Origin of the sequence: Nonomuraea composti, from assembly GCF_012034275.1 — a bacterium.
Taxonomy (GTDB): domain Bacteria; phylum Actinomycetota; class Actinomycetes; order Streptosporangiales; family Streptosporangiaceae; genus Nonomuraea; species Nonomuraea composti.
In genome coordinates this window covers 58,208-84,441 of record NZ_JAATEP010000038.1, presented here as the reverse complement: position 1 = coordinate 84,441, position 26,234 = coordinate 58,208, and the positions used below count along the sequence as shown (strand labels likewise).

Sequence of the window (26,234 nt, the reverse complement as noted above, 5' to 3'; positions counted from 1 at the left end):
GGCTGATGAGGGTACGGGGTGGGTGCTTGCCGGTGCCCACCCTGGGCCGGTCGCGAGGGCGGATGCGGCCAGGTGAAGGATCGACGAGAGGAAACGGAATGAAAGCTGTGGTCGGGGAGACCGTCGTGGCCGAGGCCACGAACGAGGCGGTTGTCAGGATTGAGGGAAATGTCTACTTCCCGCCGGACTCGGTCGTGGCCGGCGCGCTCCGCGACAGCGCCACGCCCTATGCCTGTCCCTGGAAGGGAAGGGCCCAGTATCACGACGTCCTGACCGGCGAGATGGTGCTCCATGACGGGGCTTGGTCCTACCCGGACCTCTATGAGTCGGCGGCGGCGCGTGTAGGCCGCGACTTCAGTGGCTATGTCGCGTTCGATCAGGGCCAGATTCGGATCGAGAGCTGATAGGCCACGACGATGACCGAACAGGTCAGCCATGCGCAGGAAGAACGGCAGGGTGCAGTTCCCACATGTAACCCCTCAGGTACGACGTGGCATACGACCGATACGGTTGCCACGGCCCACTTCGCTGCTCCGCGCCCTTCGGCGTGATCACGCTGTTCAGCTGATCGAGTACGGTGATCGCTTGGCGCACAGTGAGGTCACCGGCCAGGAAGATGTCTGACCTGCGCAGGTAATGCAGCATGAACCGTTGCGCGGACGATGGACCGATACCGGGTACGGCCACGAGGAGGGCGTGGATCTCGGCATCCGTCATGGCCGCGAGTTCGTCCGGATCCAGCAGGCCGTCATCCACGCGTTCGGCGAGTGCACGGATCGTCCGGGCCTTCTGGTGAGACAACCCGACGTCGCGCAGGATCCGTTCGTCGGTCGAGACGACACGCTCTGCAGTGATGGCGCCGCCGAACTGCGCGAGCAGCCGAGCGTAGATCGCCAAGCGGGATGCCCTGCTGAGTTGCCGCGAGGTGACGGCGAAGGAGAACCATTCGAGCGGGCTGCGCACCGTAACGGCCAGATGCGCGTCGTAGGCATCGATCGGTCCGGTCGACTGCACCCACCGGGCGAGCGGGTCGTCGAGCGAGCCCAAGTACTCAGCAGCCGCATGCTGCTCCTTGGTCGCACGCTTCCCCGTACGGGTCATGGTCATAGTCACCAGCCTGGCAAACTTGGACGATATAGTCCAGTAGAGGTTTGCGCTCCGGACGGACCGGCTAGACATCCAGGTACACGATGAGGGCGGGAGGCCGGCTCGCCGGCCTGTGAGCTCGGTGACTGCGGGCGAGTTGTCCTGCATGCCTGGCACCCACGCGATGCCATGGGGCTGTCCAGTCGAGCCAACAACGAGGATGGGATGATTGTCATGTCGGCACGTACAGCCCTGATCACGGGCGGCACCAGTGGAATCGGGAAGGCGGCCGCGCGGACTCTGCGCGAGCGCGGTTACCGCGTCGCGGTCACCGGACGGCGCCCCGAGAGCGTCGCCCGGGCGCGGGAGGAGTTGCCCGACGATGTCCTGGTCCTGCAAGCTGACGCACGCTCGCTCTCGGACACTGATCGGGTCATGTCCGAAGTCGGAGTGCAATTCGGCAATCTGACCACGCTGTTCCTGAACGCCGGCGTGAACCATCCCATGACGCTGGAGTCTTGGGACGAGGCCGCGTACGACGACGTGTTCGCCGTCAACACCAAAGGGGTGTTCTTCACCCTGGTCAAGGCGTTGCCGCTGCTGTCCGACGGTGCTTCGGTCATCGTCACCGTGGGGATCGGAGCAACGCGCAGCCTGACCGGTAGCAGCGTCGCCGCCGGGTCCCACGGCGCGATGCTCTCCATGATCCCGACTCTGGCCCTGGAGCTCGCGCCGCGCCGCATCCGCATCAACGCGGTCAGCCCCGGAATGACCGACACCCCGATGACGCGGGCCTCGATCCGGACGGCAACCGAAGACGTCGCGGGGACGATGACCGCGATGGCCGAGCGCAACCCCTTCGGCCGCCTCGGGACGCCAGAAGACGTCGCCGGGACGGTCGCTTTCCTGGCTTCGGACGATGCCGCGTACGTCACCGGGCAAGAGATCGTCGTGTCCGGGGGCGCAGGCTTGGCCATCTGACCGAATTCGTCACAAATTGGCAGGCCTGCTCTGCCGGCATTCGGCGTCGCCGCTCGACGCCAAGCGTGGCGCCAACGCGCGCCATCTCGTTGACCATTGTCCATGGCCGCGTGGACGACAAAGCGCACAACGCATCCGGCGATCAGCGAAATGATCACTGGGCTCGACCGGACGACCTTCTCCGACCGATCCACGCGACGCGGGCTGGGACGAAGCGATGGCGATGCTGGACGTCCATGCGGAACCGCTCGCTGCGGGCGACGACCCGGGTGAGCGGTTCCCGGGCATCCATGCACACCTTCCGGCCTGCGGTCCGTGCGCCCAGGACTTGAAGGGCCTGCTGCCGGTGCTCATCGTGGCCGGCCTGATCTCAGCCTGGCCTGCAGTAACCGAACAAGCCGGACTATAGAGTCCGCGAAGCACGGCCATCCACGAGACAGAGCACATTTGGATGGACTATATCGTCCATTATACGGTGGGCGTAGGCGCAGTGTCGGGAGCGGCTCGACCAGCGCGTACACGGCTTGTGCTGCTCTGACGGAAGAGGTTTGCGGTGGACGACTCGGAGATCGATCAAGAGAACCGCCGATGGGTGCGGGATCTCGCCGCCGCAGGCCCACGGAGAGAGGTGACATGCGCCGAGTTGTATCCCTTGCTGCTCCGCGTCGCGCGTTCCGAGGCTCGTCGACGCGCCTCCCTCCTCAAGCTGGACGGCCCGGAACTCGAGGACATCGCCCATCAGGCCGCCGCTGACGCACTGATGGCTGTCACCGAGCGGTTGGACACCTTCCGGGGTGAGGCGCGGTTCACCACGTGGGCGAGCAAGTTCGCGATCCTCAACGTGGCCACGAAGATGAACCGCCACTTCTGGCGTCGCCACGAGATCCCCTACGAACAAGAGGATTGGTCCAAGCTCGCTTCTCGGCTCGACGTCGGCCCCGAGAGTGAGGCGCAGGTGCGGGAATTCGCGGACGCTGTCTCGGCTGCGGTGAACGAGAACCTGTCCGATCGGCAGCGGCTCGTGTTCGTCGCGACGGTTCTCGACGGCATGCCGATGGATGTTCTGGCCGAAGAACTGGGCTCGACCCACAACGCGCTGTACAAGGTGCTCTTCGACGCGAGGAAGAAACTCCGTGTCGCGCTGGTGGCCGATGGCTACCTGCCTGAGGCGCCTGCGATTCGGTCGGCCTGAGGGTCGCCTGCAGCCATCTCGATCGAGAACGACCAGGCGTGAACCGGGATCAGCGTTCGACGGGGCCCGGCTCGAGCGCGGAGGTGTCCAGGTCGCCCTTGCGGAGCCGGAAGACTTGAAGCCGCAGTTCGTAGTACTTCTCCGTTTCTCCGACCCACTCCATCCCGATGCGACGGGCGGCGCGTGCACCGCGATCGTTCCGGGGTCGTACGACGGCGAAGACCTCTTCCTCGCCGTTGCTGAAGGCGTAGTGGGCCAGAGCGTGACCTGCCTCGGCCGCCAGCCCGCGGCCCCACGCCCAGGGAGCGAGCTGGTAGCCCAGCTCCAGGTCGTCGCCCTCCGGCGGTAGCGGAAGGATCTGCCCCGAGCCGGCGACGCGCCCGCTCTCGGTCTCTTCGATCACCCACCGGCCAGTCGGACGCCCTTCGGATCCCAGGGGTGTGGCGATCCATCTGGTGATCACCGCCCGCATCTGGTCGAGATCGTTGACGCGATCCATGGCCGGGGCCAGCCACCGGGAGACCTCCGTGCTGCCGTAGATGTCGAGCGCCTCCGCTGCGTCTGCCTGATGCCACGGACGCAGCCGCAACCGTGGTGTGCTGATGGTCGAGCCGACAATGGTGACCTCGTGAGACAACGCTGCTCCTCGACGGGGGACAGGACACACCCAACAGGGCGATCAGGGGCTGATTACACTACGCCGGATCGGACGAAGTCGTCCATCTAAGCTCCCGGAGTCAAGCCAGTTCGGCTCATGTTCCGCACGCTTGCCTAGTGGCGTCGAGGTGATCTAACTTGGACTATATAGTCCTATTTGTGGACACCGGCCGAGCCGGGGCCGCGTAGACGGCGCGGAAACGACGACCCAGCCGCGGTGAACGCCCGGCTCGATGAAGAAGGAACGAGAGATGAACGACACCAAGTCGCCGGCCGAAGATCTGGCGATCCTCGAGCAGCTCAACCTCGACTACAACCGCTCGGACCAGGCCAGCGATGCCAAGCGCCTCGGTGAATTCCTCGCTGAGGACTTCATCGTGCAGACACCGGGCGTCACCCGCAATCGTGAGGAGTACCTCGAAGACATCGCCAGGCTCCGCCCCTTCAAGGATCAAGTTCTGCACGAAGTCAAGATCCGAATCCTCGGCGACGTCGCGCTGATCCACGGCAGGGTGACGTACACCATGATCGCCGATGGGGTGGAGCACGACGCGCTGTACACGGACGTGTACCAGAAGCGTGAGGGCGTCTGGCTCTGCGTCTCCGCCTGCGCGATCGCCCCGGGTGCCTGACCCGCCGCCATGTCCGACGTCGCGGTCCAGACGCGCTACGAACGGTTCGCCGAACTCCACCGTGGCCCCGGCACGTTCATCATGCCCAACGCATGGGACGGCCCCTCGGCCCTGCTGTTCAAGGAGGCCGGGTTCAAGTCCATCGCGACCTCTTCAGCGGTCCTCGCCGCGACCCTGGGCCGGCTCGACGGCATCCACGCTGTTGGCCGAGATGAGCACCTGAACCATGCCGCCCTGCTCACGTCCGTGAGCGGCCTACCGATCAACGGAGACTTCGAGGACGGCTACGGCGAGACTCCCAAGGATGTTCGGGCCACTGTCGACGCTGCCGTCGCCCGCAATATCGCCGGCATCGGAGTCGAGGACACTACTGGTGACCCTTCCAGCCCGATTCGTGACTTCGACGACGCGGTTCGCCGCATCGAGGCCGCCGCCGCGGCCGCGTACGGACGGATCGTTCTGACTGGTCGGACGGACAACTTCCTGTGGGGAATTTCCGACCTCGATGACACAATCCGCCGTCTCTCCGCCTACGCGGAGGCAGGAGCTGACGTTCTCTATGCGCCGAGCCTGCCGGATCTGGCCTCCATCAGCGCAGTCGTCAGGGCCGTCGCCCCCAAGCCGGTCAACGTCCTCGTCGGTCCCCAAGACGCGGTTACCCTCGCGGACCTCCAGACAGTCGGTGTCCGCCGGATCAGCCTCGGGGTCGACCCCTACACGCACGCTCTCGGAGCAGCACAAGCGGCTGCGGCGAAGCTTGCGAAGGGAGACCTGACGGCACTCGCATCCGATCTCAACTTCGGCCACATCATCGACCTCATCAAGGGCTAACACGGCCGCGCAGCCCTGCACTTGGCGCATAGAGCCAGATCTCGCCGTGAGCTGTTCTGGCCGCCCGAGGGGCTCGTGCAGATACGCCGTGGCGCGCTAACCGAGCAGAGTCCGGTCAGAAGCATGTGAGTAGCCAGGAGAACACATGATCGAAAACGAAGAGCCGACGCTGACGCACCACGCATCGCAGATGCGGGTGGTCACGGCATCCTTCTGCACCGCGGCCGTCCGCGTCCCGGCCCAGACTTCAGCCGCCCGCGCTGCTGCCACTGGTGCCGAGCCCGGTAGCAGGCGGAGCTGGGCGTCCGTCGGTGCGGTCGCGCTCGGTGCGTTCGTCATCGTCATGACGGAGACGCTGCCAGTGGGGCTGCTACCGGAGATCGCCGACGGATTGCATGTCTCGCTCGGCCTCGCAGGGCTGATGGTGCTCGTGCCGGGGTTCAGCGCGGCGGTGTCGGCGCCGCTGTTCTTCCTCGGCTCCGGCCGCTTCAACAGGCGTTCCGTCATCCTCGTCCTGGGGCTGACGGTGCTGGTGTCGAACGCGGTCGTCGCAGTGGCGCCGGATTTCGTCCTGGTGCTGATCGCCCGTATGATCTTCGGCGCCACTCTCGGGGCCTTCTGGACCGTGGTCTCACCGGTCGGACCCAAGCTGGTGGGCCCGGCTGGCGGCACTCGCGCCATCACCGTCATCGCGGCTGGTATTTCGGGTGGGACGGTGGTGGGGCTGCCTGCGGGGCAGTTCCTGGGCAACCTCGTCGGCTGGCGTCTCACTTTCGCCATTGCGGCGGCGGCGACGCTGCTCGTCGTGGTCGTGCAGGTAGTCGTGCTGCCCGGTATTCCGCCGGAGGGGCGTACACACCTGCGTGATCTCGTGGGAGTCGTGACACGGCGGGCCGCCCGGTTCGGGATGGCAGCGGGCGCGATGGTGTTCATCGGACAGTTCGCCGCCTGGACCTATGTCACCCCGTTCCTGATGGACCATACGCATCTGTCCAGCGGCGTGATCTCTCTGCTGTACGTCATCTACGGCATCGGTGGCATCGTTGGCTCACTCATCGCTGGATCGCTGTTCAAGCGCGGAGTGATCGGCAGCTTCGCCGGGGCGGCGGCGGTAGTGGCTGCCCTGCTCATCGCACTGGCGAGCGTGGGCGCCATACCTTGGGCTGCCAGCCTGTTGCTTGTGCTGTGGGGCTTGTTCTGGGGAATCGTGAACCCGGGAACGCTGGTCTGGATACTCGACGCGGCCCCGGAATCCCCGGAGGCCGCATCGGCGGTGAATGTGACAAACCTTCAGATAGCCCTGGCGGCAGGGTCCGGCCTCGGCGCGATCCTGGTCTCGTCGACAACCTTGCAGGCGGTGTTCTTTGCGGCGGGCTTCATCGTCCTGGCCTCCGCCGTACTCGCCGTGGTGGCTGGGCGGGTCGTAACACTCGTCCGGAGGGGATGAGGAGATTGGAGCGTGGCAAGGGGCTTACATCGCCCCTCGGCGTCATCCCGCGCTGACCGCCAAGGGCTGGCGGCGCGAGAGCCGCGACGAACGAGCGAGATCGCGACAGTGAAGGTAAGACGGCGCCGCGATCCGACACCAATCAATCAGACCATGGCGCAGTTCTTTGTGCCCACCTACAACGAGCACCGAACCGCACAGAGTAGGAGCAAGAAGATGAACGACACCAAGCAGTCGGCCGACGACCTGGCGATCCTCGAGCAACTCAACAACGATTATGTCCACTCCGACCAGTTCAACGATGTCAAGCGCTTCAGCGAGTTCCTTGCCGAGGACTTCATCGTGCAGCTTCCGGGAATCACCCGTAACCGTGCCGAGTTCCTCGACTACATCGCAAGGCCGCGCCCCTTTAAGGATCTCGCCGTGCACGACGTCAACATCCGCATCCTCAGCGACGTTGCGCTGATCCACGGCCGGAGCACCTACACCATGCTCGCGGATGGAGCGAAGCAGGAAGCTCTGTATACGGACACGTACCAGAAGCGTGAGGAGGCCTGGGTCTGTGGCTCCGCCTGCGTGATCGCTCCGGGCGCCTGACGGTGCCTGCGACGCTACTGGTCGCGACGCGGCAACAAGCCGAGACCGTACGGTGAGCCGTCCCTCATGATCCTCTGCGACATGCCCGGCTGCTCCGGACGATGGAACACGTCCCGAGGACTCATCCGAGAAGGCCCACCGAACGATCTCGGCTACGTCGCCGTGCGCACCGCGCAACCTCCAGAAGCGCTGGCTTGGTCCGGAAAGAGGAACACGGCTCGATGCAACACGTGACCCCAGCGACCAGCCTGGGCAGCCGGGACACAAGGCTCCGGCTGGCGTTCGTTTCCGCGGTGGTCTCCCTGGTGGCCGTGTTTGCCGCAGTGGGCTCGACGATCCCGCTGTTCAACATTTACCGAGCCGAGGACGGACTCACCACCGCCGGGATCTCGCTGACCCTCGTCGCCTACTCCGCCGCTACTCTCAGCACCCTGCTGGTGCTGGGACGAGTGTCCAATCATGTAGGCCGGCGGCCCACCGCAATCGTCAGCCTCGGACTGCTCGTACTGGGTTGTCTGCTGCTTTTGAACGTGCACGACCTCGGCATCCTGCTCGCCGGCCGGTTCCTGATGGGTCTTGGCGCCGGGCTGGCAAGCAGCAGCCTCACCGCCTACATCGTCGATGCCGCACCGACCAGGCCGACCTGGCTGGCCTCCGTTGCCTCCAGCCAGACAGTCATGCTCGGACTGGCCGTCGGTGCCATCGCCTCCGGAGCGTTGGTTCAGTTCGGCCCCTGGCCACGCAACTTCATCTACCTGATTGTCGTCGGTCTGTTGCTGCTGTCCGCCGCACTCGTCGCCATCAGCTCGGATACCGTGACCCCGGCGCCGGGCGGTTGGCGGTCTCTGCGGCCCAGCGTTCGCGTACCGGTCCGAGTCAGACATCTGCTCCCCGTCGCGGCCGCGGTGTTCCTGGCCACCTGGGCGACCGGAGCGTTCTACCAGACCCTCGTGCCCGCACTGGTCGAAGATCAACTTCATACCAACAGTCCACTCGTCCTTGGACTGGTGTTCGCCGCTTACATGGGCCCCAGCGCTCTGGGCGCTCCCCTGGGGAGCCGTTTCCCGCCGGCCACGGCTCAACGCATCGGCATGATCGCCTTCCTGGCCGGATGGATCGGCGTGATCACAGCGATTACCACCGGCGCACTGCTATTGTTCATCGCCACCACCATCGTCGCCGGGGCCGCTCAAGGCATCGCCATCAGCGCCGCCACCCGTGGCCTTCTCTACGACAGCAGGCTGACCGACCGGGCCCCGATCTTCGCCGTGGTCTATCTCCTCAGCTACAGCGGTGCGACCATTCCTAGCCTCATTTCCGCACAGCTCTCCAGCGTGTTCTCAGTGCCGCACATCACGCTCGGATACGGAGCACTCGCGCTCATCGCCACCCTGCTCACCGTCATCGCCGCCCGCAACCCGCACGCTGGCACGATCAGCCAGCCCTCTGAGTGATTATGACAATGTGATGTACCGGTACAGCAGGTTCTGGCTGTCGGTGTAGCCGAACTCTTTGATCTCGGCGGGCATCTACTACGCACTGGAGCGAATCGCCTACCGGCGCAGGGCAGACCTGACGAAGGCTGACCTCCGCCGTGCCTGCCTGGCATCCGCGGACCGGACGCAATCCTGTACGCGTCAGAACTAGTCACGGCGGCTCTGACCTGTGGTTTGACGAGATTCATTCGTGCAGACAAGATCGCGTCTGTGCTGGTCCGCCTGCTCGACCTGATCACGCTCCGGGTATTCGCCTGGCTGATGTTGCCGAGCCGTAGCCAAGCGTCGAAGGACGCGGAGAGCATGGTGTTGCGTCGCGAAATGGAGGTGCTGCGGCGTCAGGTCGGACGGCCGAAGTCGGACTGGGCCGATCGGGCTGTTCTCGCGCTCTGCAGTGGACAACCGCTGCGCGACCGCGAACCCGGCCGAAGGCGGCTTGACCACTGCTTGGACGAGTCCGCGATCACGTCGAGCGTGTCCTGCTCGCCAACGCTTCCATCAAGTCCTGCTGTTGGCTGTTGTGCGGGTCTGGCTTTGCGGTCCGGCCAAGGCTGCCAATGGCCCGACGGTGCAAATCGGCGCATTTCGCTCCCTCTATCGACCCGCCGATGTGCCGGAAGCGTGCCGAAGAGCATGTGACGAGCATGAACTCGGCCATCTCCGCCTCGCAAAAGAGGGCCGGGAACCGAGAAAGTGCAGGTCGGATGGGGTGTGGAGTGGTAGGGCGCCCGGGGCTCGAACCCGGAACCTACGGATTAAAAGTCGCAGTTCTCAATGCCGCACACTACCGAATCGTGTCCTCTTGTGTCGCGATGTCATGTGTTGTCCGCGCTCAAGATGTCCGAGAGTGCCGCCTGGTGTTATGCCGTATCAGGCGCCGATGAGCAACCGTGGAACGGTGGGCACCTCGTGACCATGCGCACTTCTCGGCTGGCCGGGCAGCGTGGGTAGGTGAATCTTGCTGGTGCGGGCCGCTGCTCACCAGGCATGCAATCACCGGTTACTCGGCTGTGAGGCCCGCGTCGTTGAGCCGCTTGATGAGGCTGGGCTTGCCCTGGTGTCGTTCCCGGAGGTGGGTGAGGCGCTGGGTGAAGGCGCCGGTGTGCTCGTCGCGGAGGGCCAGGGCGTGCAGGTCGCGCAGGAGCTCGACGGCCAGGTCGTATTCGCGGGGCTTGTTGGTGCCGATGGAGTTCTCCACCACGTCCCACGCGGCGTCGAGGTCCTGGGCGAGCCGGTTCAGGCGCAGTTCCCTGGCCTGTCGTCGTTCCTGTTCCCGGCGGGTCTGTTCTTCGGCGCGCTGGGCGGTCTCCTGCTGCTCGCGGGCGTGGCGGCGGGCTGCGGCGGCGTCCAGCAGTTCGGCGACCGTCCGCCCCGTCTCCACCTTCTGGCCGGTGGTTCCGCCGCCGGACTCGCGTAGCAGCTCCCACCGAACTTTCGCGCCGTCCTCTTCGATCACCCGCAGCAGCAGCGCGTCCTTGCGTTCGGCGGGCAGCGCCCGGATCCAGGCGGCCAGGGCCTTCTGATCGTGCTGTACGGGCTGCGCCGGCGGGCTGGCTTCGGCGGCGGCTGCGAGCAGGTCGTCGTCCAGGCGCAGGAAGTCGGCCAGGGCCCGTTGTGGCGCGCTGAGCGAGCCCAGTCCCGGCGGGACGGGCGGTTCCAGCTCCTCCTCTTCTACGTAGTCGAAGGCGTCCTCGTCGCGTTCCCATGTCCCGTACGCCGACAACCAGGCCAAGTAGAGCGGCCGCAGGTCACCGGTGGCCAGTTCGGCGCGGATGCCGACGATCGCCGACAGTGAGCATTCGACGTCGTCTTCCCAGGACTCCTCGTCCGCCTCGCTGGTGAAGTCCAGGATGACGTGTTCGCCGCTGGTCCAGGCGCTGACCTGGTCGCCGACGCGGTAGCATTCCGCCTGCTTGGGGTCGAGTACGGCTTTGGGCAGGCGGAGCATGATCCGATGGGTACCCCAGTTGGCCAGGTACAGGTGGGCGTCGTAGTAACGCTCCATCAGGCGGGACGGGTCTCCGTGGAAGTCGCCCCAGTGGTATTCGTTGGTGAAGCTGGTGGCGGTGATGCTGGCCCGGGTGGACAGGGCGCGGACCTCGGCCTGTTGCTGGTTGGTGAGCGGCCGGTCGATGGCGAGGAACTCGTAGTACTGGTATTCGCTCATGCCCTCACCTTGGCCCAGCGGCGGAACGTGTGGATCCATTCGGCTCCGCCCGGTGGCGAGCCGGGGAGCGGCAGGCCGAGCACGGTCGTTTCGAACGGCACCGCCAGATTGTCGCCGATCACGACGTGCAAGCCGGAGAGCTGCTCGTCATCGTCGTCGTAGGCGTCCACGATCGCCTGCTCGATCAGTTCATTCAGATGATCGTCAGGGGGGTGGCGAGTCACACCAGCACACGATACTCCCGCGAGGAACCTTGGTGATCAGCTCGGGCAGAGGGAGCTCTGGACCGTCAGGGCTGTGCAGGGGTGATGTCGGTGTGCGGGAAGTCGTCGCCTTTGAAGAGCAGGGGCTGGTCGAGGTCTTTGGCGAGAGCGTAGGCGAAGCAGTCGCCCATGTTGAGTTTGGCCTTGGAATTGTTGCCCTTGCCGTAGGTCTGGTACGCCCGGCGCGCGATCCTGGCCTGATGGGGTGTTACCGGCTCGATGATGAGCCCCATCTCATCAACGAGCGTGTCGAAGGCGTTGCGCATGGCCTCACCACGGTTGTCCGCCACGATGGCCGCTTCGACGTAGTTGACGGCCGAGATGCGACATACGTTTGCGGCGATGGTGTGGGCGAATGGGACGGCCTCGGGCTCACCGTTGATGACGGCAATGATGGCGCTGGAGTCGATGATCACGCGGGAAGACCCGTGTCCGGGTCGTACAGATCTTCCACGGACAGTCGGTCCTGATCGAGGTGGGTCCGCATGCCGGCGGCAACGCTCAAAATGCGTTCGGCCCTGCCGGCGGCTTCGGAGCGGCGTTCCAGCGCATCCAGGCGGCGTTCGAGCACTTGGGCGGCGTGCTGGGTTTCCTCGGCCAGCCGGATGACCCGGCGGGCGAGGTCATGAATGGGCTCGTGTTCGAGGTCCACGCTCACCGTCGCTCGACTCCCTCCGCCGTGGCGCCTGTGTTGCACCTTCAGCGTAACTGGTGGCAGAGCCTTACTCGCGCCGATGGGCAGTATCCGTCCGTCCCATACAAGTGCTGGTCCGGTCACGGGCTCTTCTCGGACATGGTGCCGGCGGCGGCATGCCAGGCCTCCCAGATCTCGGGACGGAGCCTACCGCGGTCAGCGACCGGGAGTCCTTGTCCGCGAGCCCACGCGCGCACCTGCGATGCGGTCGGCTCCTGGCCGGGTGGCCGTGCGATCTCTGCCAGCTTCTCTGGCGGGGAAGGAGGCGGGGTAGCGCCGGTGGTCGGTGGGCGCCCATCGGAGCCGGATGCTGTGGTGGTGAAGCCGAGGCGGGTGAGGGTGCGGCGCCGCTTGCCGTACATGCGTTCCAGCTGTGGGACCTGTGCGTCCAGATAGTCGTGCACCTCGACGTCGTGCTTGACGGCGGCGTCTCGCATGATCCGGCCGACGTGCTGAATCACCTTTCCTTTGAACGAGATCGGCATCGCGAGGAACAGGGCGTCCAGCCAGGGCAGGTCGAACCCCTCGCCTGCGACCTTGTCGATGGCCACCAGCACCAGCGGGCCTGCATCGGGATCGGCCAGGCGGGTGCGGACGTAGTCGCGTTCCGCGGCGCTGAGCCGCCCGTGCAGAAGCGTCGCTGCCACGCCCTGGTCTTCCATGGCCGCAGCCAGGCGTTGGAGGTGTTCCATTCGATTGGTCAAGATCAGGCTGTTCCTGCCCCGGCTTGCCGCGTCCGCGACGTCGGCGGCGATCTGGGCGGTCCGAGTCGCGTTTGCGGCCAGTTCGCCGTAGATCGCTTGGAAGGAGGCGCCGTCGTTTCCGATCTCTTCGGTGCTGAAGTCGGTCGAGTGAACGATCAATCGCTGGGCGAACGACAGTTCAGCGGTGATTTCGTGCCGGATCGGTCCGCACTGCATTGTGATGAGCGCGTCCATCTGGTCGGCCCGGTACGGCGTCGCCGATAGCCCGATCCAACGTTTCACGGCCACTTGACGGATCGCCGCCTCGGCGGCCGGAGCGCCGACCGCGTGACATTCGTCGACGATGACCATGCCGTACTGGTCCAGCAGTGACGGGTCGGCGTCGCGGTGGGCTACGGACTGCAGCATGATGACATCGACGACACCGTGCCGCTCGTCTTTGCCCCGGCCCTTGGCGCCCACCTGCGCTCCGTCAAGGTCGAGGAACGTCTTCAGCCGTTCCTTCCATTGGTCGAGCAGTTCGGCGCGGTTGACGATGATCGCGGCTGGTACTTGGTGGCGGGCGATCAGTGCGCAGGCCATCACGGTCTTGCCCGCGCCAGGTGGCGCGACGAGAACTCCCGTGAGGTGCTTGGCCATCGCGGTGACCGCCTCGTCCTGCACGTTCGTCAGCTCACCGGTGAAACGCACCGCGATCGGGTCATGATCCGGGACCGTGGTGGCGATTTCGATGGCGCCGCCCGCTGCCGCAACGAGGTGTTCGGCTTGTTCCGCCAGTCCTCGTGGGAGTCGTAGCCAGTCGGGGTCGCTGTCGTCGAAGCAGCGTACGAATCGCGGGGTGGCGAAGGTCGAGTACCGCATCGACTGCCGCCGGTAGAACTCAGGGTTGTGAAAGGCGGCCAGGTGTTTGAGTGCGGCGATCAGCGGCGCGGGCAGGCCGTCGGTCGAGATCGCCAGCATGGCGCCAAGCCGCGCGTGCACCTGTTGAGGAGCGACACCCGGCGCGCCCTTACGAGGCTTGGCCGGCAGCCTGCCCGTTGTCGACGGCCCGGCGTCGATCTGGCCGAATCGCTTCACCAGCGCATCCACCTCGACCGGGCGTAGCCGACGCACACCGGACAGGAACGCGAACTGATCCTCATACGGTTGCCAGGTTCGCGGGTCGCAGAACAGCATTGTGCCCTGCTCCCGGCTACCACCATGCAACGGCAGCGCGATCAGATTCCCGAACCGGAACCGAGCCGCCGCCTTGACCGGCAGCGAGTCCTGCGCGGGGAACAGCCGGTCATAGCTGGTCAGCGACATCGTCCCGCGCCGGTCGATCGCCTGCCGCAACAGTCCCATGCCGATGGCGCGCGCCGAAGTGGCCAGTACAGGCTCGGTGAAGAACATCCACACGTGGGCGCCGGCTCCGGACCGGGAAATCTCCGCCGCCGTATGGATGCCCGCCCGCGTACAGGCTTCCGCGTAGGCGGTGGCGTCGCCCTGCCAGCCCGCGCCGTCGAAATCGCACGCCAGCAACTGGCACGTGTCGTCGGGCAGCATCGGATACAACCCGACATGGGAGTCGCGCCCGTCGGCGGGCCGGCTCAGGTGCGCGATGAGAACGTCATCCGTCAGCGGTAGGAACTCCCTCTCGGCGTCGTCCCGTTTACGCCAGAACTCCTTCTCCGCAGGGCTCCACCCGTGCCGTCCGGACTTGCGGCTGAAGAAGCGAGTCGCATACACATCGCGGCGGCCGACGAACAACGCCTTGAACAAGGCGAGCTTCTCGGACGAAGGTGAAGCCGCGTCTGCATACGGCAAACCGTTCTGCGACAGTTCGCCGGGTATAGCGGAGATTCGATCAGGTTCGATGGGGCCGCGCTCGATCGAGGCCGAGGCTTGCTGCCGGAGAAGCTGCCTGAGCCGGTCATTCTCCTCGCGCAGCTCTGCGATCTCGACCAACGCAGCGTCCAGCCGCATCCGTAGCTCAACCGGATCGTTCCATTCGGCCCACAAGTCCACGGACCTATCCTGCGTGATTACCACCATGCATCCAAGCGCCCACCTAAGGTGACCGTCCCAAGGGCGCCGACACTCGGGCGCGGCTCGCATCGGACAGGCCGCATGCACGGGGCACGCCGAGATGAGATGCCAAACAATGGCGGTGATCGTTCAGGACCGTAACCGGTGGCGTATTGGCGCGAAGGGCCTGTCCGTGGTGGCGTCGGCCGTTATGGTCGTGGTCATGCTCAACGCATACAACCAGAACGAAGTGCTGCTTTCGATGTGGACAGCCTCGTGGGAGACGGCGTTGATTTGGAGCCGATGAGAAAAGCGTTCGAGTCCACCAGGGGTGACTTCGCGGCGAAGTTCACCGCTGCGGTCCAAGCGCGTTTCGCTCAGCTGGCCGTGCCAGAGGTGTTCATTGACGTGCCTGAGCACCCGGACGAACTTCGCAAAGCCGAACTGGAGGCTCTGGTACGGCCCGCCGCCGGCTTTCTTCACTCGAATCCAACCAAGCGGGAATTGTTGACCACGCTGGACCGCATCCAGTGGCGGCAGGAGCGGCGTCCAGCATGGGTTCCGTGTCTGGACCGGCATGGCAAGCCGAGATCGGAACCGGGGGCTGACTCGCTTGCTCCAGAAGCTCTCCCCGAGCGGCCCCTGGTGGTGTGTGCCCTGGCCGAGCTTGGCGACGTGACTGTTCGCTTGCCTGCTTCTGACCCGGAGAGGCCGGAGCTGGCCATGTTGCCTGGGGGAATCGGGGAATGGGAAGTGGCTCTGTGCACGCTCCTGGGTATTGCTGGCGAGCGCGGGCCCGCCACGACTGTCCCGATCGACGCGGAGGCTAATGAGGCATTGATTCCCGAGGGCAGGCGCTGGTGGGCGGTCGAACCGGCGAAGTCGTTGCCGGCGTCACAGGATCCGGGAGTGGCGAGCGAATTGCTGGCCACCTCGACGACGCTTGGAGGGCTGCCGGTCGCCGAAACCACGCCTCAAGATCATGAGACGCTCGCCATCGCCCTCGGGGCTGCGGGGGACTGGCGCCACAGCGTCCGATGGGTACTGGACGGATGGGACCCCGGCGTGGATTCGCACATACTGGCCACTGCCCGCGCGGCCGTAGCCGGCTGGGCGGGTGAAGGCAGGAGCGGACTCATCGTGTACGTGTACGGCGGGGCCCTGCACGGCACCGAAGGCCTGATCGCTGCGCCTGGCCCGCTGCATAGTTACCTGCTGTGCGTGAGCCGTTCCACCAATGGAACAGACGTGGTGGACGCAGTGGATCGGGTGATTCTGGCGTGTCCGGGAGAGGACTGGTGCCACCGAGATGGCTGTCACGTCGCCGACTTTTCAGAAGCAGCCAAGTTGCTCGCGGCGATCGTCACTACCGGTGATATTGCTGGGGTGGCCGACCAGGACGGTGGTCGGGCAGGGCAGAGCTACCAGCGGTTGTACGGTAACGGCGGTACTGATCACGATCCGGACGGTGTCTTGGATTACTTGGAGATGGAGCTGCTGGGCGCCGGTTGGGTGGAGTTGGAGCGATCGACCTGGGAGGGCGGGCTGGAGGAGTCGTTGTTGCGCCGCGGCGACCACTGCCTGATCGCCTTCTACGATCCGATCACCCGCCAGCTTCGGCTTGCGGACGGCAAGTCCCAGCTCGATGGCATGCTCGACATGCTGACCGACGACGGTGCGCTTACCGGCGAGGACGAATACGTGACCGTAGACACCAGCGAGCAGGTGGTCGAGCGGTGGGGCACGGACATCCTGACCGCGGCGGAGGATCATCTGCGGGGGCGTATCCAGGATCTGTCGCAACTATCCATCCCAGTCCAGGGCACACTGCTTGGGCTGCACCCTCATGCGGACGGAACCCTGAACGCCCCCGAATCCACAGCACTCGCGAAGGAACAGCTCACCGTCCTGGCCCGCGCCGTCAGCCTGCTCGGCGACAAGTGATCCGGAAACCGCGACCGGCAACGGGCTCTCGACGATCGGTTGAGGTCATTCCGGCGGGCTTCTCATCAGCATGCTGACCATTGGACCTAGGAGATCTACCTGATCTTCGTTGGACGTAGATGCTGTTGTTGCCGTCATCTCACGTGACCCAAGTGAAGGGGTGAGTGACGATGACATGCGTTCGAGATCGCCACGTGGTGTATCGGCGTTGTGGCTGTGCCGACGCGGCGACAGGCAAGCGGATGGGAAATCGCTGCCCCCGGCTGGCCGATCCTGCCCATGGCAGCTGGTACTTCGCCGTCCAGGTGACGGACGTGTCCGGACGGCGACAGCGACTGCGCCGCGGCGGCTTCCCCACAGCCGAGGCGGCGCGGCAGGCCGCCCGCGATCTCGCTCAGTCGCTGGAGGCGGCGCCGGTGACCGGGTTCTGTACCGTCGCCCAGTGGTTGCGCTACTGGTTGTCGGTGGTTGAGCAGCGGATCCGGCCGACCACCTACAAGGCCTATCGTGACCACGTCCGGCTGTTTCTCATCCCGTACCTCGGCCTGATCCCGCTTGGCAGCCTGTCGAGGCGGCACGTCGTGAGGATGTTCTCCGCGGTGGCCAGGCGCCGCACTCGCTACGGCAAGCCGATCAGCGCGGCCACTCTGGAAAGGATTCGCGCGACGCTGCGGGCCGCGCTGAACGAAGCCGTCCGGGAAGACCTGATCCGTGACAACCCGGCACGCGGACTACGGCTACCGTCGCCACGCCACGTCCACCCCATGGTGTGGACCCCACGGCGGGTGGCCGCGTGGAGACGCACCGGCGAGCGCCCCGCTGTGGCGGTGTGGACGGTCGAGCAACTGACCGCGTTCCTCGCCTTCGTCCGCGACGACCGCCTATTCGTGCTGTGGTGGCTGATCGCTCTGCGCGGTCTGCGGCGCGCCGAGGTGGTCGGCCTGCGCTGGCTCGACCTCGACACCGACCGGCGCGAACTCACCATCACCTGCCAACTCGTCCACACCGACCATGGCCTGTTCCCATGCCCGCTGAAGAGCGCCTCCAGTCAGCGTGGGATCGCTCTGGACGTCGACAGTCTGCGGTTGCTGCACCGCCATGAACGAGCCCAGCGGGGTGAGATGGGCACCGCTTGGTCGCCGTCAACCCCGATGTTTACCCGAGAGAGCGGCGAGGCGATCGATCCCGACTACCTCAGCTACCGCTTCCACAAACTGGTCCTGGCCAGCGACCTTCCCCCGGTGCGGCTGCACGACCTGAGGCACGGCGCCGCGACGCTGGCCCTGGCCGCAGGAGCCGATCTGCGCGTGGTGCAGGGCCTGCTCGGACACGCCAGCATCGTGCTCACCGCCGATACGTACACGTCGGTGCTGCCGCAGCTGTATCACGACAGCGCCCGGGCCACCGCCCGGCTGGTCCTCAAGGCGGCTCGCAAGACCGCACGCAAGGTGAATAACGCCCGCCCTGGTACGTGACTCACATGTGTCCCACCGTGACTCACGATCAGACGACTCGACTACAAAACCGCGGGAAACCCCAGGTCGGAGTGGTAGGGCGCCCGGGGCTCGAACCCGGAACCTACGGATTAAAAGGATGGGGGAGCGCCGCAGGAAGTGCGACGTCGAGCGGTCGGCGACGCGAGATCAGCGAGCAAAGGGAAAGGCGCGACAGCGACGATGAACGGAACCACCTTCAAGACGTGTTCCTGCCGGGATGAGGCGACGGGGAAGAGGCTGGGCAAGGCCTGTCCGAAGCTCCGCCGCCCGGGTGGCGGGGAGTGGTGGAGCAGCACCCACGGCCGCTGGGCCTATCAGTTGGAGCTGCCTGCGCACGCGGACGGGCGGCGGCGTAACCCGCTGCGAAGGCGCGGCTTTGCCACGCTGGAGGAGGTCGAGGCCGAACTGGAGCACGCCCGGGCGCTGCTGGCGCTGGATGAGGATCCGCACATCCAGCGGAAGATCACCGAGCTGATGCTGTCCATGCTCAAGGACACCAAGGCGCTACCACCGGTGGAGGAGGTGCGGCGCAAGGTCCGCACCCGGCAGGACCTCAACCCCACCGTGACCGTGGCGGAGTGGATGCAGGAGTTTCTGCGGCGTAAGCGGAAGATCGACGCCACCACGCGCCGCTCGTATGAGGCGCACATCCGCCTGTACTTCGTCCCCTACTTGGGGGACATCCGGCTGGATCGGCTGCGGGTGTCGGATGTGGCGGGGATGTTCGATGCGATCGAGGAGTTCAACGACGTCATCACCACCGCCCGCGCCAGCGGCGATGCGGAGCAGCGGGCCAGGGTGCGGTACCGGCGGCCGGTCGGCCCGGCCACCATGCATCGCATCCGCGCCACGCTCCGGCACGCGCTGAACATCGCGATCAAGCAGGACCGGCTGATCGACTTCAACCCGGCCGCGGTGGTCGAACTCCCGGACGCCGACCGCCCCAAGGCGCTGGTGTGGACCGACGAGCGGGTCGCCGACTGGAACCGTGACCTACAGCACCGGGTCGACGCCGAGCAGCGGCGGCGCGGGGCCCGGCTCAGCCGCGCCAGCATGATCAACGTGTACGCATCCGTGCCGCGACCGTCGCCCGTGATGGTGTGGACGCCCGCACACACCTACACCTTCCTCGCCCAGGCGGCCACCCACCGGCTGTCCGCGCTGTACCGGCTGATCGCTCTGCGCGGGCTGCGCCGTGGGGAAGCGGTCGGATTGCGCTGGAAGGACGTCGACCTGAACGCCGGAACCGCTGGAGTGCACTGGCAGATCACCCAGCTCGGCTGGGAGCCGGTGCAGGGGAGGCCGAAGACCGAGGCCAGCGACCGCACCATCGCCTTGGATGAGGACACCGTCACCGCGCTGCGCGCGCATCGCAAGCGGCAAGCCGCCGAGCGGCTGGCCGCGGGCGAGGCCTGGACGGACAGCGGGTTCGTCTTCACCGACGAGATCGGCCGGCCGCTGCATCCGCAGCAGGTCAGTGACCAGTTCTACCAGCTGGCCTTCCAAGTAGGGCTACCGCCGGTGCGGCTTCATGATCTCCGCCATGGGGCGGCATCGCTGATGCTGGCTGCCGGGGTCGATTTGAAGGTGGTGCAGGAGACCCTTGGACATGTCTCCTCCACCTTTACCCGCGACACCTACACCAGCGTCTACCCGGAGGTGCCCCGGGCCGCCGCGGAATCCACCGCGGCCCTCGTCAATACCGCTGCTGCAGGCGCCCAGACTGCCCGGCTGATCAGCCTGCCGACCCACACCGGCACGACCACTACCTGAGCCACCCGATCCAGGCTGGCCCGCCGATTCTCCGGCGGGCCTGCCTGTTTGCTCTCAACGGCTATCGGAGGGTGCAGCCGATCGATCCCCGGTCTGCGCATGAACGGGGCCGAGAGGATCCCTGCGAGAAGCAGCGGATCTTTTATCTGCTGGTCAGGAACGCTTGGCCGGGGGAGACGAGCCGACTTGGACAAGGCTTGACTGCTCATCAGGCCGTCGCTGACCGGGGGCGCCGTGCAGGCCTTCTGACTTGATCTTCTGATGGTCGTCACCGGGGTCTGAACTGACGATCGCGGTCTAAATGATCTACCGCCGTACACGGTCCGTACACAAGAGCAACCACCGAGCAACCAGCCATGATCAACAACGCGATTCGAGGCCGACGAGAACCGAGAAACCCCAGGTCGAATGCGGTATTGGTGAGTAGGGCGGGTGGGACTTGAACCCACGACCCACGGATTATGAGAATCCTCGGTAAATATCACTCCGTGTCATCGAGTGTTGTTTTGTATCGTTGTGGCCGGGATCGTCCACGCCGACGTGTCGGCCAGTGTTATCCCGTGCCGGGTTGTGGGATGTACACGCGAGCAACCACCGAGCAACCATGCGTTCTTGACCATCGGCATTATGCGTAGTTTGTCCTAATCTAGCGCTGCTGCGTAGAGCCGAACTCGCGGGATGACTTCGCGCCTTGAGCAACCGCCGAGCAATCATCCGCTAGCAATCCGTACCCGTTGCTCGTAACTCAGCAACCTGGTGATGCTCAAACACTTCAGCTACAACGTCCGATCTGCGGTTTCGTTGGACGCGCTGGCCTCTAACCTTCGGCTTAAGCGTTCCCCAAGCAATTTTGGGCGATCGTTCAGATGGCGCGGCTCGAGATCGGTAAGCCGGCCAAAAGCCGCAGGTCAACGCAGGAGCGAGACATTCGAGCTCTACACGCTGGGGCATGCCGGCATCGTGCTGACCGCCGACACTACGTTTCGGTGCTGCCGCAGCTGTATCACGACAGCGCTCGGGCGAGGCGCGGTTGGTGCTGAAGGTGCTGCGGGCAACCAACCGGAAGATCGGCACGGCCCGGGAGACGACGTGACTCACATGTGGCTGATCGGATGACGTTACTACAGACCCGGATAAAGCCGCAGGTCGGCCTGGTAGGGCGGGTGGGACTTGAAGTCGCCGAGCAACCGGCTGCCCTTCACCCATGGCGAGATGGTGCGTATGTCGAGGCTGGAGTTGGCGTCGTGGCTTCTTCGTCTCACGAGGGCGGGGATGTTGTGCTGGTGACGAAGGGCGAGCAGGCCAGCACCGTCGATCAGGTTGAGCGGCTTGCCGCCTACGGATTGTAGCGGGTCTATGTCCGGAGGTTGTGATCATGATGCCCTTGGTGGCGCCTTTGTGCTGCACGGTCCCGTACGAGTCGCGCACTTGCGTCGGCAGGACCTTCTACAACGGCCATCGGCCGTATGAGTCCCGCGCGCAGATGCATCCGATCACGACGAGCAGACGTCGTACCTCTGAAAGGCCGCTAACCAATGAGATGGCCAGCTAATGGGCCGCCAAGAACCGGCAGGTCAGACATCGAATTCTATAGGTAGGTCCTACAAGGTACAGTTCGATCAGCGAACACTAGGGCCCGGGGAACGGACGTGTGGGCGGAGGGCATGACTGACTTCAGGAGCTGGTGCACCCTCAAGACATTCGTGCCCGTTGGCGATCATCATGCCGGCATCATCGAGTCGTGCGACGATGCCGCGGGCGTTGCGGCCCTGTCAGCGACTCTCCCAAACGCGTACGCCGAATCTGAGTCCCTTGCGCTGATCGCGGAGCGACTTGGGAAGGACGCTGTGGCTAAGTTCCTCCGCAACAAGTTTCCCACCAAGGCAAGCGCTCGTTCCGGGGACATGGGCGAGATCCTCGCGACGGCCTACCTCCATGAAGAGCGCGGTTATGTGGTTGGACCGAGCCGACTCATTCAGCGCGACCATCAAGAGTGGGCGATGAGGGGGGATGACGTACTCGGGGCGAAGCTCGACGCCGATGGCAAGCCCCACATCACCAAGGCAGAGGCGAAAAGCCGTGTCACGTTGAGCAAGGGCACCGTCGCGGAGGCTCGCGAAGGTCTCGCGCGCAACGATGAGTTGCCCTCGCCGCACTCGCTCACCCAATTCGCCGAGCGGCTCCTGTCCTCGGTCGACGGCGATGTCGGCGAGGCCGTGCTTGACATGCAGCTCTTGGAAGGCGTCCGCCCCGACCGCGTGAGTCACCTGATGTTCCTCTTCACGAGCAGCGACCCGAGTGGACATGTGGCAGCCGATCTCCAGGCGTACTCAGGCGCCGTGCCACAGCTGACAATCACGCTTCGGGTCCGCGGCCACAAAGAGTTCATTGAGAACGCCTACGAAGGGGTGACCGTCGGTGGCTCGTGAGGCACGGGATCTGGCAGAAAGTCTTGCCATAGCCACCGACACTGGCTTTCGCGGGCGCCTGCTGGCCCGTGGGCAGGCCCAATCCATGATCCGGCGCGATGGCGTTCTTCCTCGGGACGCGCCCACGTTCAGTCCGTTTCTGGACGCGGACCTGCTCAACTACGGGTACGCGTTACTGGCCACCAGTCTTGAGCTGTTGGAGGCCGCGGACAACGACACGACCGAGCAGATCGCCGTCGCACAGCAGGGGTTTATCCAAAGCTCCTACGCCCTCGAGGCTGCCACCCGGAACGCGACGCCCGAAGCAGACCTGGTCTTTCATGGACTCATCGCCGGCGCGGCCAGCCATCTCGGCGGCTACGCCGCGCGGGCCTTTTCGCTGATCCGCGCGAGCCGACAGTCGGGGCGGTTAACGCCGATGGAACAGACGCTGGCCGACCTCGTATTGCGCGACTTGAGTTCGATCGAGCAGCGAGCGCAGTCGCTGCGTGCCTCTCCCCAACTCTCCGATGACGCTCTGTTGTCGAACCTGACCACAGCGGACAGCAGTACGGAGGAAGATACACCACCGGACCAGGTCGGCCCCGTCGTCCTCCTCCTCAGCGAGAACTATCTTGCGGCGGTCTCGGCCGCCTTGTTCGCGATCGAGATCGGTAGCCGAGACCTGCTCGATGCGGCCCTCGAAGAGCTGCGGCTTGGCGAGCAGGCGTCCTCGGACGTGAGCGCCCCCGGCCCGTGGTGGGTTTACCGGCTCACCCGGCATCTGCTCGGTGGCCTGTTCGACACGAGCCTTGAGACGAACATCCCGAATGAACCACCGCCAGGAGCTGCTGACAACGTCGAACGATGGCGCTATCTCCGGCGGACCTTCGTTGAGTCGCTCCTGGCGCGGGAACGTTCGGAGATAGACCTGTGGCCCTCTCAACTCCACGTCGTTGGCAGGATCTTTCAGGACGTACGGGATCTCGTTGTCGCGCTGCCGACCAGCGCTGGCAAGACCCGTATCGCCGAGCTGTCGATCTTGGCATGTCTTGCACAGGGCCGACGTACGGTGTACGTCACCCCGCTGCGAGCCTTGTCCGCCCAGACTGAGCAGGTCCTCGCGCGAACCTTTTCGCCGCTGGGCATCCGCGTCTCGTCCCTTTACGGGAGCATGGGGACGAGCGACGTCGACGAGGACACCCTGCGCTCCAGCGCAATTGTCGTGGCGACCCCGGAGAAGCTGGATTTCGCGCTTCGATCCGACCCGTCTGTGCTCGATGATGTCGGCCTCGTCGTCCTGGACGAGGGGCACATGATCGGAGCCACCGAGCGTGAGGTCCGCTACGAAGCCCAGATCCAGCGGCTCCTGCGTCGTCCAGACGCTTCGACGCGCCGCATCCTGTGTCTTTCGGCCGTGTTTCCGTCCGGGAGCGAACTCGACGACTTCGTCGCATGGATCACTGATGATGACCCGGACGGTCTGCACCGCGAGGAGTGGCGCCCGACGCAGCAGCGCTTCGGCCTTGTCGAGTGGCGTAAAGACCATGCGCGACTGGCTGTCACTCTCGGGCCTGACCAACCGTTCATCCCGCGTTACTTCGAGGCGAAGAAGCCGAGCGGCCGGCGCAGGAAGATGTTCCCGGCGGACCAACGTGAACACGTCATCGCCACCACGTGGCGTCTGGTCGAAGAAGGCCAGACCGTCCTCGTCTTCTGCCCCCAGCGGAATTCCGTGGAGCCGTACGCTCGCGCGATCATCGATCTCTACCGCAGAGACCTCATTTCCTCCGTCCTGCCCACGGACGTCGACCTTCACGATGCGCTCGCCGTGGGCGCCGAGTGGTTCGGTGCCGACCATCCGATATTGGAGTGTCTTCGGTTAGGCGTGGCCATCCACCACGGAGCGCTACCCGGTCCCTTCCGGCGCGAGATCGAGCGACTCTTACAGCGGAGCAGCTTGAAGGTCACTATTGCCTCACCGACTCTCGCCCAGGGACTGAACCTGTCCGCGTCGGCGGTCCTCTTCCACGGCCTTCGCCGCGGCAGGGACGTGCTCAAGGGTTCCGAGTTCGCGAACGTGATCGGGCGTGCGGGCCGCGCGTTCGTTGACGCTGAAGGGCTCGTTCTCTATCCGATCTTCAAGCCAACTCAAAGACATTGGCGAGAGTGGCTCGCACTCACGCAGGGAGATGGCGGCAAGGTCCTGCGATCCGGTCTCATCGATATCGGCGTTGAACTCCTGAAAAGGATGTACGCATCGCAGAGGCTCACTTCGGTGGAGCCCCTTCTCGAATACCTCACTGGCGGCCCCGACTGGTCCCTGCCCATCGTGTCCCAGGAGACTGATGAGGGACGGGCCGCCGCTGTCCAGAGTTGGCAGTCGAACCTCGCGTTGCTCGACATCGGCATCCTGAGCGTCGTCGGAGACAGCGGCTTGGACAATGTCGCCGACGCCGCGACGCAGATCGTCACGGATGCTCTGCGCGATTCGCTGTGGGAACGGCAACTTCGCCGCTACGACGACACGATAGCCGCTGCCGTACGCGGACTGGTGTACAGCCGGACTAGGCACTTGTGGCAAACGTCCACACCGTCCCAACGCCGCGGCTGGTTCTTGGCTGGACTAGGTGCCAACGCCGGGTCCGAGCTCGCCCAAGTATCTGGAAGCATCATCGCCTCGGCGGGCCAAGCCGAAGCCGCCATCGCCGACGCAGACCACGAGACCGCCGCCGACTTGCTCGTGGCGATCGCCGACACTCTGTTCGCGATGGAAGTCTTCGCTCCCGAGACAGTGCTCGACAACTGGCACGAGGTATTGAGGCACTGGGTTCACGGTCTGGCCCTCGGCGACCTTTCCGGCGACCGCGTCGCGATAGCGCAGTTCATCGAGGCCGACGTCATCTACCGGCTGGTCTGGGGAATAGAAGCTGCCAGGGTCTACGAAACTGCCCAAGGCAACCTCGAGGCCGACGCCTTGTTGGGCACGGCAGTAACCGCAATCGAGACGGGAACGTTCAATCGGGCCGCCTCGATCCTCATACGCTCTGGCTTCGACCATCGCCTCGCGGCAATATCGGCAGTCAAGAGCACTGCCGCCACATTCGACTCGGCTGCCGAAATGCGCCAATGGATTGACGACCTTGACCCTGCGCAGGCCCTGAGCGAAAACTGGCCTACACCCGAGTCACGGTCAGCCTGGGTGGCATTCGTGAACCCCTCGCGGGCACAGCGCTCGCTTCGATGGGGCCGCAGGGTCGAGGATTTGCAGGAGGTCACCTGGTACGGGACGGTACCTGAGCCTGGTACCTGGCTGCGCGTGACTGACACTGGACCAGACAAGATTGAGATCTGGTCCAGCGGCTACGACCTGCTCGGAGAGGCCGCCATTCGCCTCAACCGCGAGCGCCAGGGCGTGTTGCGTGCTCGACGACTTCGCACTGGCATCGGCATCCGCCTGCTTTATCGCGGCCCAGACGACCTGCTCCCGAAAGCGCCGAAGGCATAAGCGTTGACGCATGATTGGACCTCTGGGGGTTCGACCGCATGGGGCTCAAGAACTCGAATACCCCGACGAAACCATGGGCGACTCTATGAATTCAATGTGTGCAATGAGCTTTGGCGCACTCTTTGGCGGTCGCCAAATATGGCCGCTTTGCCCATGTCCTGGTGGTCAGGCCCCGCAGGCCGTGCGATTCTGCTTTGGCCGGGCTGCGGCTGGAGTTCAGCACGGAAGGGCTGGATATCACGGCCGACGAATCGGGATGCTGCCCGCGGTGACAAGTCCGCGGGCACGGACGTGTTCGAGGCCGCCTCACGGCACCAGAGAGGCCACCAGAAGCCCTTGTCAACGGAAAGG

General features: G+C 65.2%; 23 protein-coding genes. 15 read left to right on the top strand and 8 right to left on the bottom strand.

Going from position 1 to position 26,234, the window contains the following annotated elements; all coding sequences use genetic code 11:
- Nucleotides 1-98 precede the first annotated feature (98 nt).
- Nucleotides 99-404, top strand: coding sequence for a DUF427 domain-containing protein (locus HCN51_RS39555; protein WP_168017200.1), 306 nt, complete (start codon nucleotides 99-101; stop codon nucleotides 402-404).
- A gap of 25 nt (nucleotides 405-429) precedes the next feature.
- Here the strand turns inward: HCN51_RS39555 and HCN51_RS39550 are convergent, their stop codons facing one another.
- On the bottom strand, nucleotides 430-1,107 hold the full coding sequence (locus HCN51_RS39550) for a DNA-3-methyladenine glycosylase family protein (protein ID WP_168017199.1): 678 nt from the start codon (nucleotides 1,105-1,107) through the stop codon (nucleotides 430-432).
- Nucleotides 1,108-1,311: 204 nt separating this feature from the next.
- Between HCN51_RS39550 and HCN51_RS39545 the strand changes: the two genes are divergently transcribed.
- The 3 genes from HCN51_RS39545 (at nucleotide 1,312) to HCN51_RS39535 (ending at nucleotide 3,259) form a co-directional block, all read left to right on the top strand.
- Nucleotides 1,312-2,067, top strand: a complete 756-nt coding sequence (locus HCN51_RS39545) for an SDR family oxidoreductase (RefSeq protein WP_240973728.1) — start codon at nucleotides 1,312-1,314, stop codon at nucleotides 2,065-2,067.
- A 217-nt stretch (nucleotides 2,068-2,284) separates the two neighbouring features.
- Complete coding sequence (locus HCN51_RS39540; protein WP_206068413.1) at nucleotides 2,285-2,476, top strand: hypothetical protein; 192 nt, start codon at nucleotides 2,285-2,287, stop codon at nucleotides 2,474-2,476.
- A gap of 144 nt (nucleotides 2,477-2,620) precedes the next feature.
- Nucleotides 2,621-3,259 (top strand): sigma-70 family RNA polymerase sigma factor, encoded by a 639-nt coding sequence (locus tag HCN51_RS39535; protein WP_168017198.1) that lies wholly within the window; start codon nucleotides 2,621-2,623, stop codon nucleotides 3,257-3,259.
- A 49-nt stretch (nucleotides 3,260-3,308) separates the two neighbouring features.
- Here the strand turns inward: HCN51_RS39535 and HCN51_RS39530 are convergent, their stop codons facing one another.
- Nucleotides 3,309-3,896, bottom strand: coding sequence for a GNAT family N-acetyltransferase (locus HCN51_RS39530; protein ID WP_206068412.1), 588 nt, complete (start codon nucleotides 3,894-3,896; stop codon nucleotides 3,309-3,311).
- A 271-nt stretch (nucleotides 3,897-4,167) separates the two neighbouring features.
- Here HCN51_RS39530 and HCN51_RS39525 point away from each other — a divergent pair, with 271 nt between their 5' ends.
- From HCN51_RS39525 to HCN51_RS39505, 5 genes are all read left to right on the top strand, one after another.
- Nucleotides 4,168-4,548: a nuclear transport factor 2 family protein gene (locus HCN51_RS39525; protein ID WP_168017197.1), complete on the top strand. Its 381-nt coding sequence runs from the start codon at nucleotides 4,168-4,170 to the stop codon at nucleotides 4,546-4,548.
- Between the two features lie 9 nt (nucleotides 4,549-4,557).
- Nucleotides 4,558-5,379, top strand: a complete 822-nt coding sequence (locus tag HCN51_RS39520; RefSeq protein WP_168017196.1) for an isocitrate lyase/PEP mutase family protein — start codon at nucleotides 4,558-4,560, stop codon at nucleotides 5,377-5,379.
- Nucleotides 5,380-5,524: 145 nt separating this feature from the next.
- On the top strand, nucleotides 5,525-6,826 hold the full coding sequence (locus tag HCN51_RS39515; RefSeq protein ID WP_168017195.1) for an MFS transporter: 1,302 nt from the start codon (nucleotides 5,525-5,527) through the stop codon (nucleotides 6,824-6,826).
- Nucleotides 6,827-7,042: 216 nt separating this feature from the next.
- Complete coding sequence (locus HCN51_RS39510) at nucleotides 7,043-7,423, top strand: nuclear transport factor 2 family protein (protein ID WP_168017194.1); 381 nt, start codon at nucleotides 7,043-7,045, stop codon at nucleotides 7,421-7,423.
- A 221-nt stretch (nucleotides 7,424-7,644) separates the two neighbouring features.
- Nucleotides 7,645-8,877 carry an MFS transporter gene (locus HCN51_RS39505; RefSeq protein ID WP_168017193.1) on the top strand — a complete coding sequence of 411 codons (1,233 nt, stop codon included), beginning with the start codon at nucleotides 7,645-7,647 and terminating at the stop codon, nucleotides 8,875-8,877.
- 1,042 nt (nucleotides 8,878-9,919) lie between these two features.
- Here the strand turns inward: HCN51_RS39505 and HCN51_RS39500 are convergent.
- The 5 genes from HCN51_RS39500 to HCN51_RS39480 form a co-directional block, all read right to left on the bottom strand.
- On the bottom strand, nucleotides 9,920-11,086 hold the full coding sequence (locus HCN51_RS39500; RefSeq protein ID WP_168017192.1) for a hypothetical protein: 1,167 nt from the start codon (nucleotides 11,084-11,086) through the stop codon (nucleotides 9,920-9,922).
- On the bottom strand, nucleotides 11,083-11,310 hold the full coding sequence (locus HCN51_RS39495; protein WP_346433957.1) for a hypothetical protein: 228 nt from the start codon (nucleotides 11,308-11,310) through the stop codon (nucleotides 11,083-11,085). The genes HCN51_RS39500 and HCN51_RS39495 overlap by 4 nt, the downstream gene beginning before the upstream one ends.
- 65 nt (nucleotides 11,311-11,375) lie before the next feature.
- The gene (locus tag HCN51_RS39490) at nucleotides 11,376-11,765 is read right to left on the bottom strand and encodes a PIN domain-containing protein (protein WP_168017191.1); all 390 of its coding nucleotides are present in this window, start codon (nucleotides 11,763-11,765) and stop codon (nucleotides 11,376-11,378) included.
- Complete coding sequence (locus HCN51_RS39485) at nucleotides 11,762-12,007, bottom strand: hypothetical protein (protein WP_168017190.1); 246 nt, start codon at nucleotides 12,005-12,007, stop codon at nucleotides 11,762-11,764. Before HCN51_RS39485 ends, HCN51_RS39490 begins: the two co-directional genes overlap by 4 nt.
- Before the next feature lie 116 nt (nucleotides 12,008-12,123).
- Nucleotides 12,124-14,754 carry a TOTE conflict system archaeo-eukaryotic primase domain-containing protein gene (locus tag HCN51_RS39480; RefSeq protein ID WP_168017189.1) on the bottom strand — a complete coding sequence of 877 codons (2,631 nt, stop codon included), beginning with the start codon at nucleotides 14,752-14,754 and terminating at the stop codon, nucleotides 12,124-12,126.
- Nucleotides 14,755-14,890: 136 nt separating this feature from the next.
- Between HCN51_RS39480 and HCN51_RS39475 the strand changes: the two genes are divergently transcribed.
- The 4 genes from HCN51_RS39475 (at nucleotide 14,891) to HCN51_RS39460 (ending at nucleotide 19,967) form a co-directional block, all read left to right on the top strand.
- Nucleotides 14,891-15,061, top strand: coding sequence for a hypothetical protein (locus HCN51_RS39475; protein WP_168017188.1), 171 nt, complete (start codon nucleotides 14,891-14,893; stop codon nucleotides 15,059-15,061).
- Nucleotides 15,058-16,698, top strand: coding sequence for a hypothetical protein (locus HCN51_RS39470; RefSeq protein WP_168017187.1), 1,641 nt, complete (start codon nucleotides 15,058-15,060; stop codon nucleotides 16,696-16,698). The genes HCN51_RS39475 and HCN51_RS39470 overlap by 4 nt, the downstream gene beginning before the upstream one ends.
- 194 nt (nucleotides 16,699-16,892) lie before the next feature.
- Complete coding sequence (locus HCN51_RS39465; protein ID WP_206068410.1) at nucleotides 16,893-18,173, top strand: tyrosine-type recombinase/integrase; 1,281 nt, start codon at nucleotides 16,893-16,895, stop codon at nucleotides 18,171-18,173.
- A gap of 201 nt (nucleotides 18,174-18,374) precedes the next feature.
- Nucleotides 18,375-19,967 (top strand): tyrosine-type recombinase/integrase, encoded by a 1,593-nt coding sequence (locus HCN51_RS39460; protein ID WP_168017186.1) that lies wholly within the window; start codon nucleotides 18,375-18,377, stop codon nucleotides 19,965-19,967.
- Nucleotides 19,968-21,088: 1,121 nt separating this feature from the next.
- On the opposite strand, the gene HCN51_RS39455 is transcribed toward HCN51_RS39460, so the two are convergent.
- Nucleotides 21,089-21,229 carry a hypothetical protein gene (locus HCN51_RS39455; protein ID WP_168017185.1) on the bottom strand — a complete coding sequence of 47 codons (141 nt, stop codon included), beginning with the start codon at nucleotides 21,227-21,229 and terminating at the stop codon, nucleotides 21,089-21,091.
- A 402-nt stretch (nucleotides 21,230-21,631) separates the two neighbouring features.
- Between HCN51_RS39455 and HCN51_RS39450 the strand changes: the two genes are divergently transcribed.
- Together HCN51_RS39450 and HCN51_RS39445 are read left to right on the top strand one after the other, a co-directional pair.
- A complete protein-coding gene (locus HCN51_RS39450; protein WP_168017184.1) occupies nucleotides 21,632-22,396 on the top strand; it encodes a Hachiman antiphage defense system protein HamA in 765 nt (254 codons plus the stop codon).
- Entirely contained in the window at nucleotides 22,386-25,883 is a 3,498-nt protein-coding gene (locus HCN51_RS39445; RefSeq protein WP_168017183.1) for a DEAD/DEAH box helicase, read from the top strand. The genes HCN51_RS39450 and HCN51_RS39445 overlap by 11 nt, the downstream gene beginning before the upstream one ends.
- Nucleotides 25,884-26,234: the final 351 nt, after the last annotated feature.

Coding starts and splice junctions, on each gene's coding strand:
- HCN51_RS39555 (WP_168017200.1), top strand. CDS start 99: ATGAAAGCTGTGGTCGGGGAGACCGTCGTGGCCGAGGCCACGAACGAG.
- HCN51_RS39550 (WP_168017199.1), bottom strand. CDS start 1,107: ATGACCATGACCCGTACGGGGAAGCGTGCGACCAAGGAGCAGCATGCG.
- HCN51_RS39545 (WP_240973728.1), top strand. CDS start 1,312: ATGATTGTCATGTCGGCACGTACAGCCCTGATCACGGGCGGCACCAGT.
- HCN51_RS39540 (WP_206068413.1), top strand. CDS start 2,285: ATGGCGATGCTGGACGTCCATGCGGAACCGCTCGCTGCGGGCGACGAC.
- HCN51_RS39525 (WP_168017197.1), top strand. CDS start 4,168: ATGAACGACACCAAGTCGCCGGCCGAAGATCTGGCGATCCTCGAGCAG.
- HCN51_RS39520 (WP_168017196.1), top strand. CDS start 4,558: ATGTCCGACGTCGCGGTCCAGACGCGCTACGAACGGTTCGCCGAACTC.
- HCN51_RS39515 (WP_168017195.1), top strand. CDS start 5,525: ATGATCGAAAACGAAGAGCCGACGCTGACGCACCACGCATCGCAGATG.
- HCN51_RS39510 (WP_168017194.1), top strand. CDS start 7,043: ATGAACGACACCAAGCAGTCGGCCGACGACCTGGCGATCCTCGAGCAA.
- HCN51_RS39505 (WP_168017193.1), top strand. CDS start 7,645: ATGCAACACGTGACCCCAGCGACCAGCCTGGGCAGCCGGGACACAAGG.
- HCN51_RS39500 (WP_168017192.1), bottom strand. CDS start 11,086: ATGAGCGAATACCAGTACTACGAGTTCCTCGCCATCGACCGGCCGCTC.
- HCN51_RS39475 (WP_168017188.1), top strand. CDS start 14,891: ATGGCGGTGATCGTTCAGGACCGTAACCGGTGGCGTATTGGCGCGAAG.
- HCN51_RS39470 (WP_168017187.1), top strand. CDS start 15,058: ATGAGAAAAGCGTTCGAGTCCACCAGGGGTGACTTCGCGGCGAAGTTC.
- HCN51_RS39460 (WP_168017186.1), top strand. CDS start 18,375: ATGAACGGAACCACCTTCAAGACGTGTTCCTGCCGGGATGAGGCGACG.
- HCN51_RS39450 (WP_168017184.1), top strand. CDS start 21,632: ATGACTGACTTCAGGAGCTGGTGCACCCTCAAGACATTCGTGCCCGTT.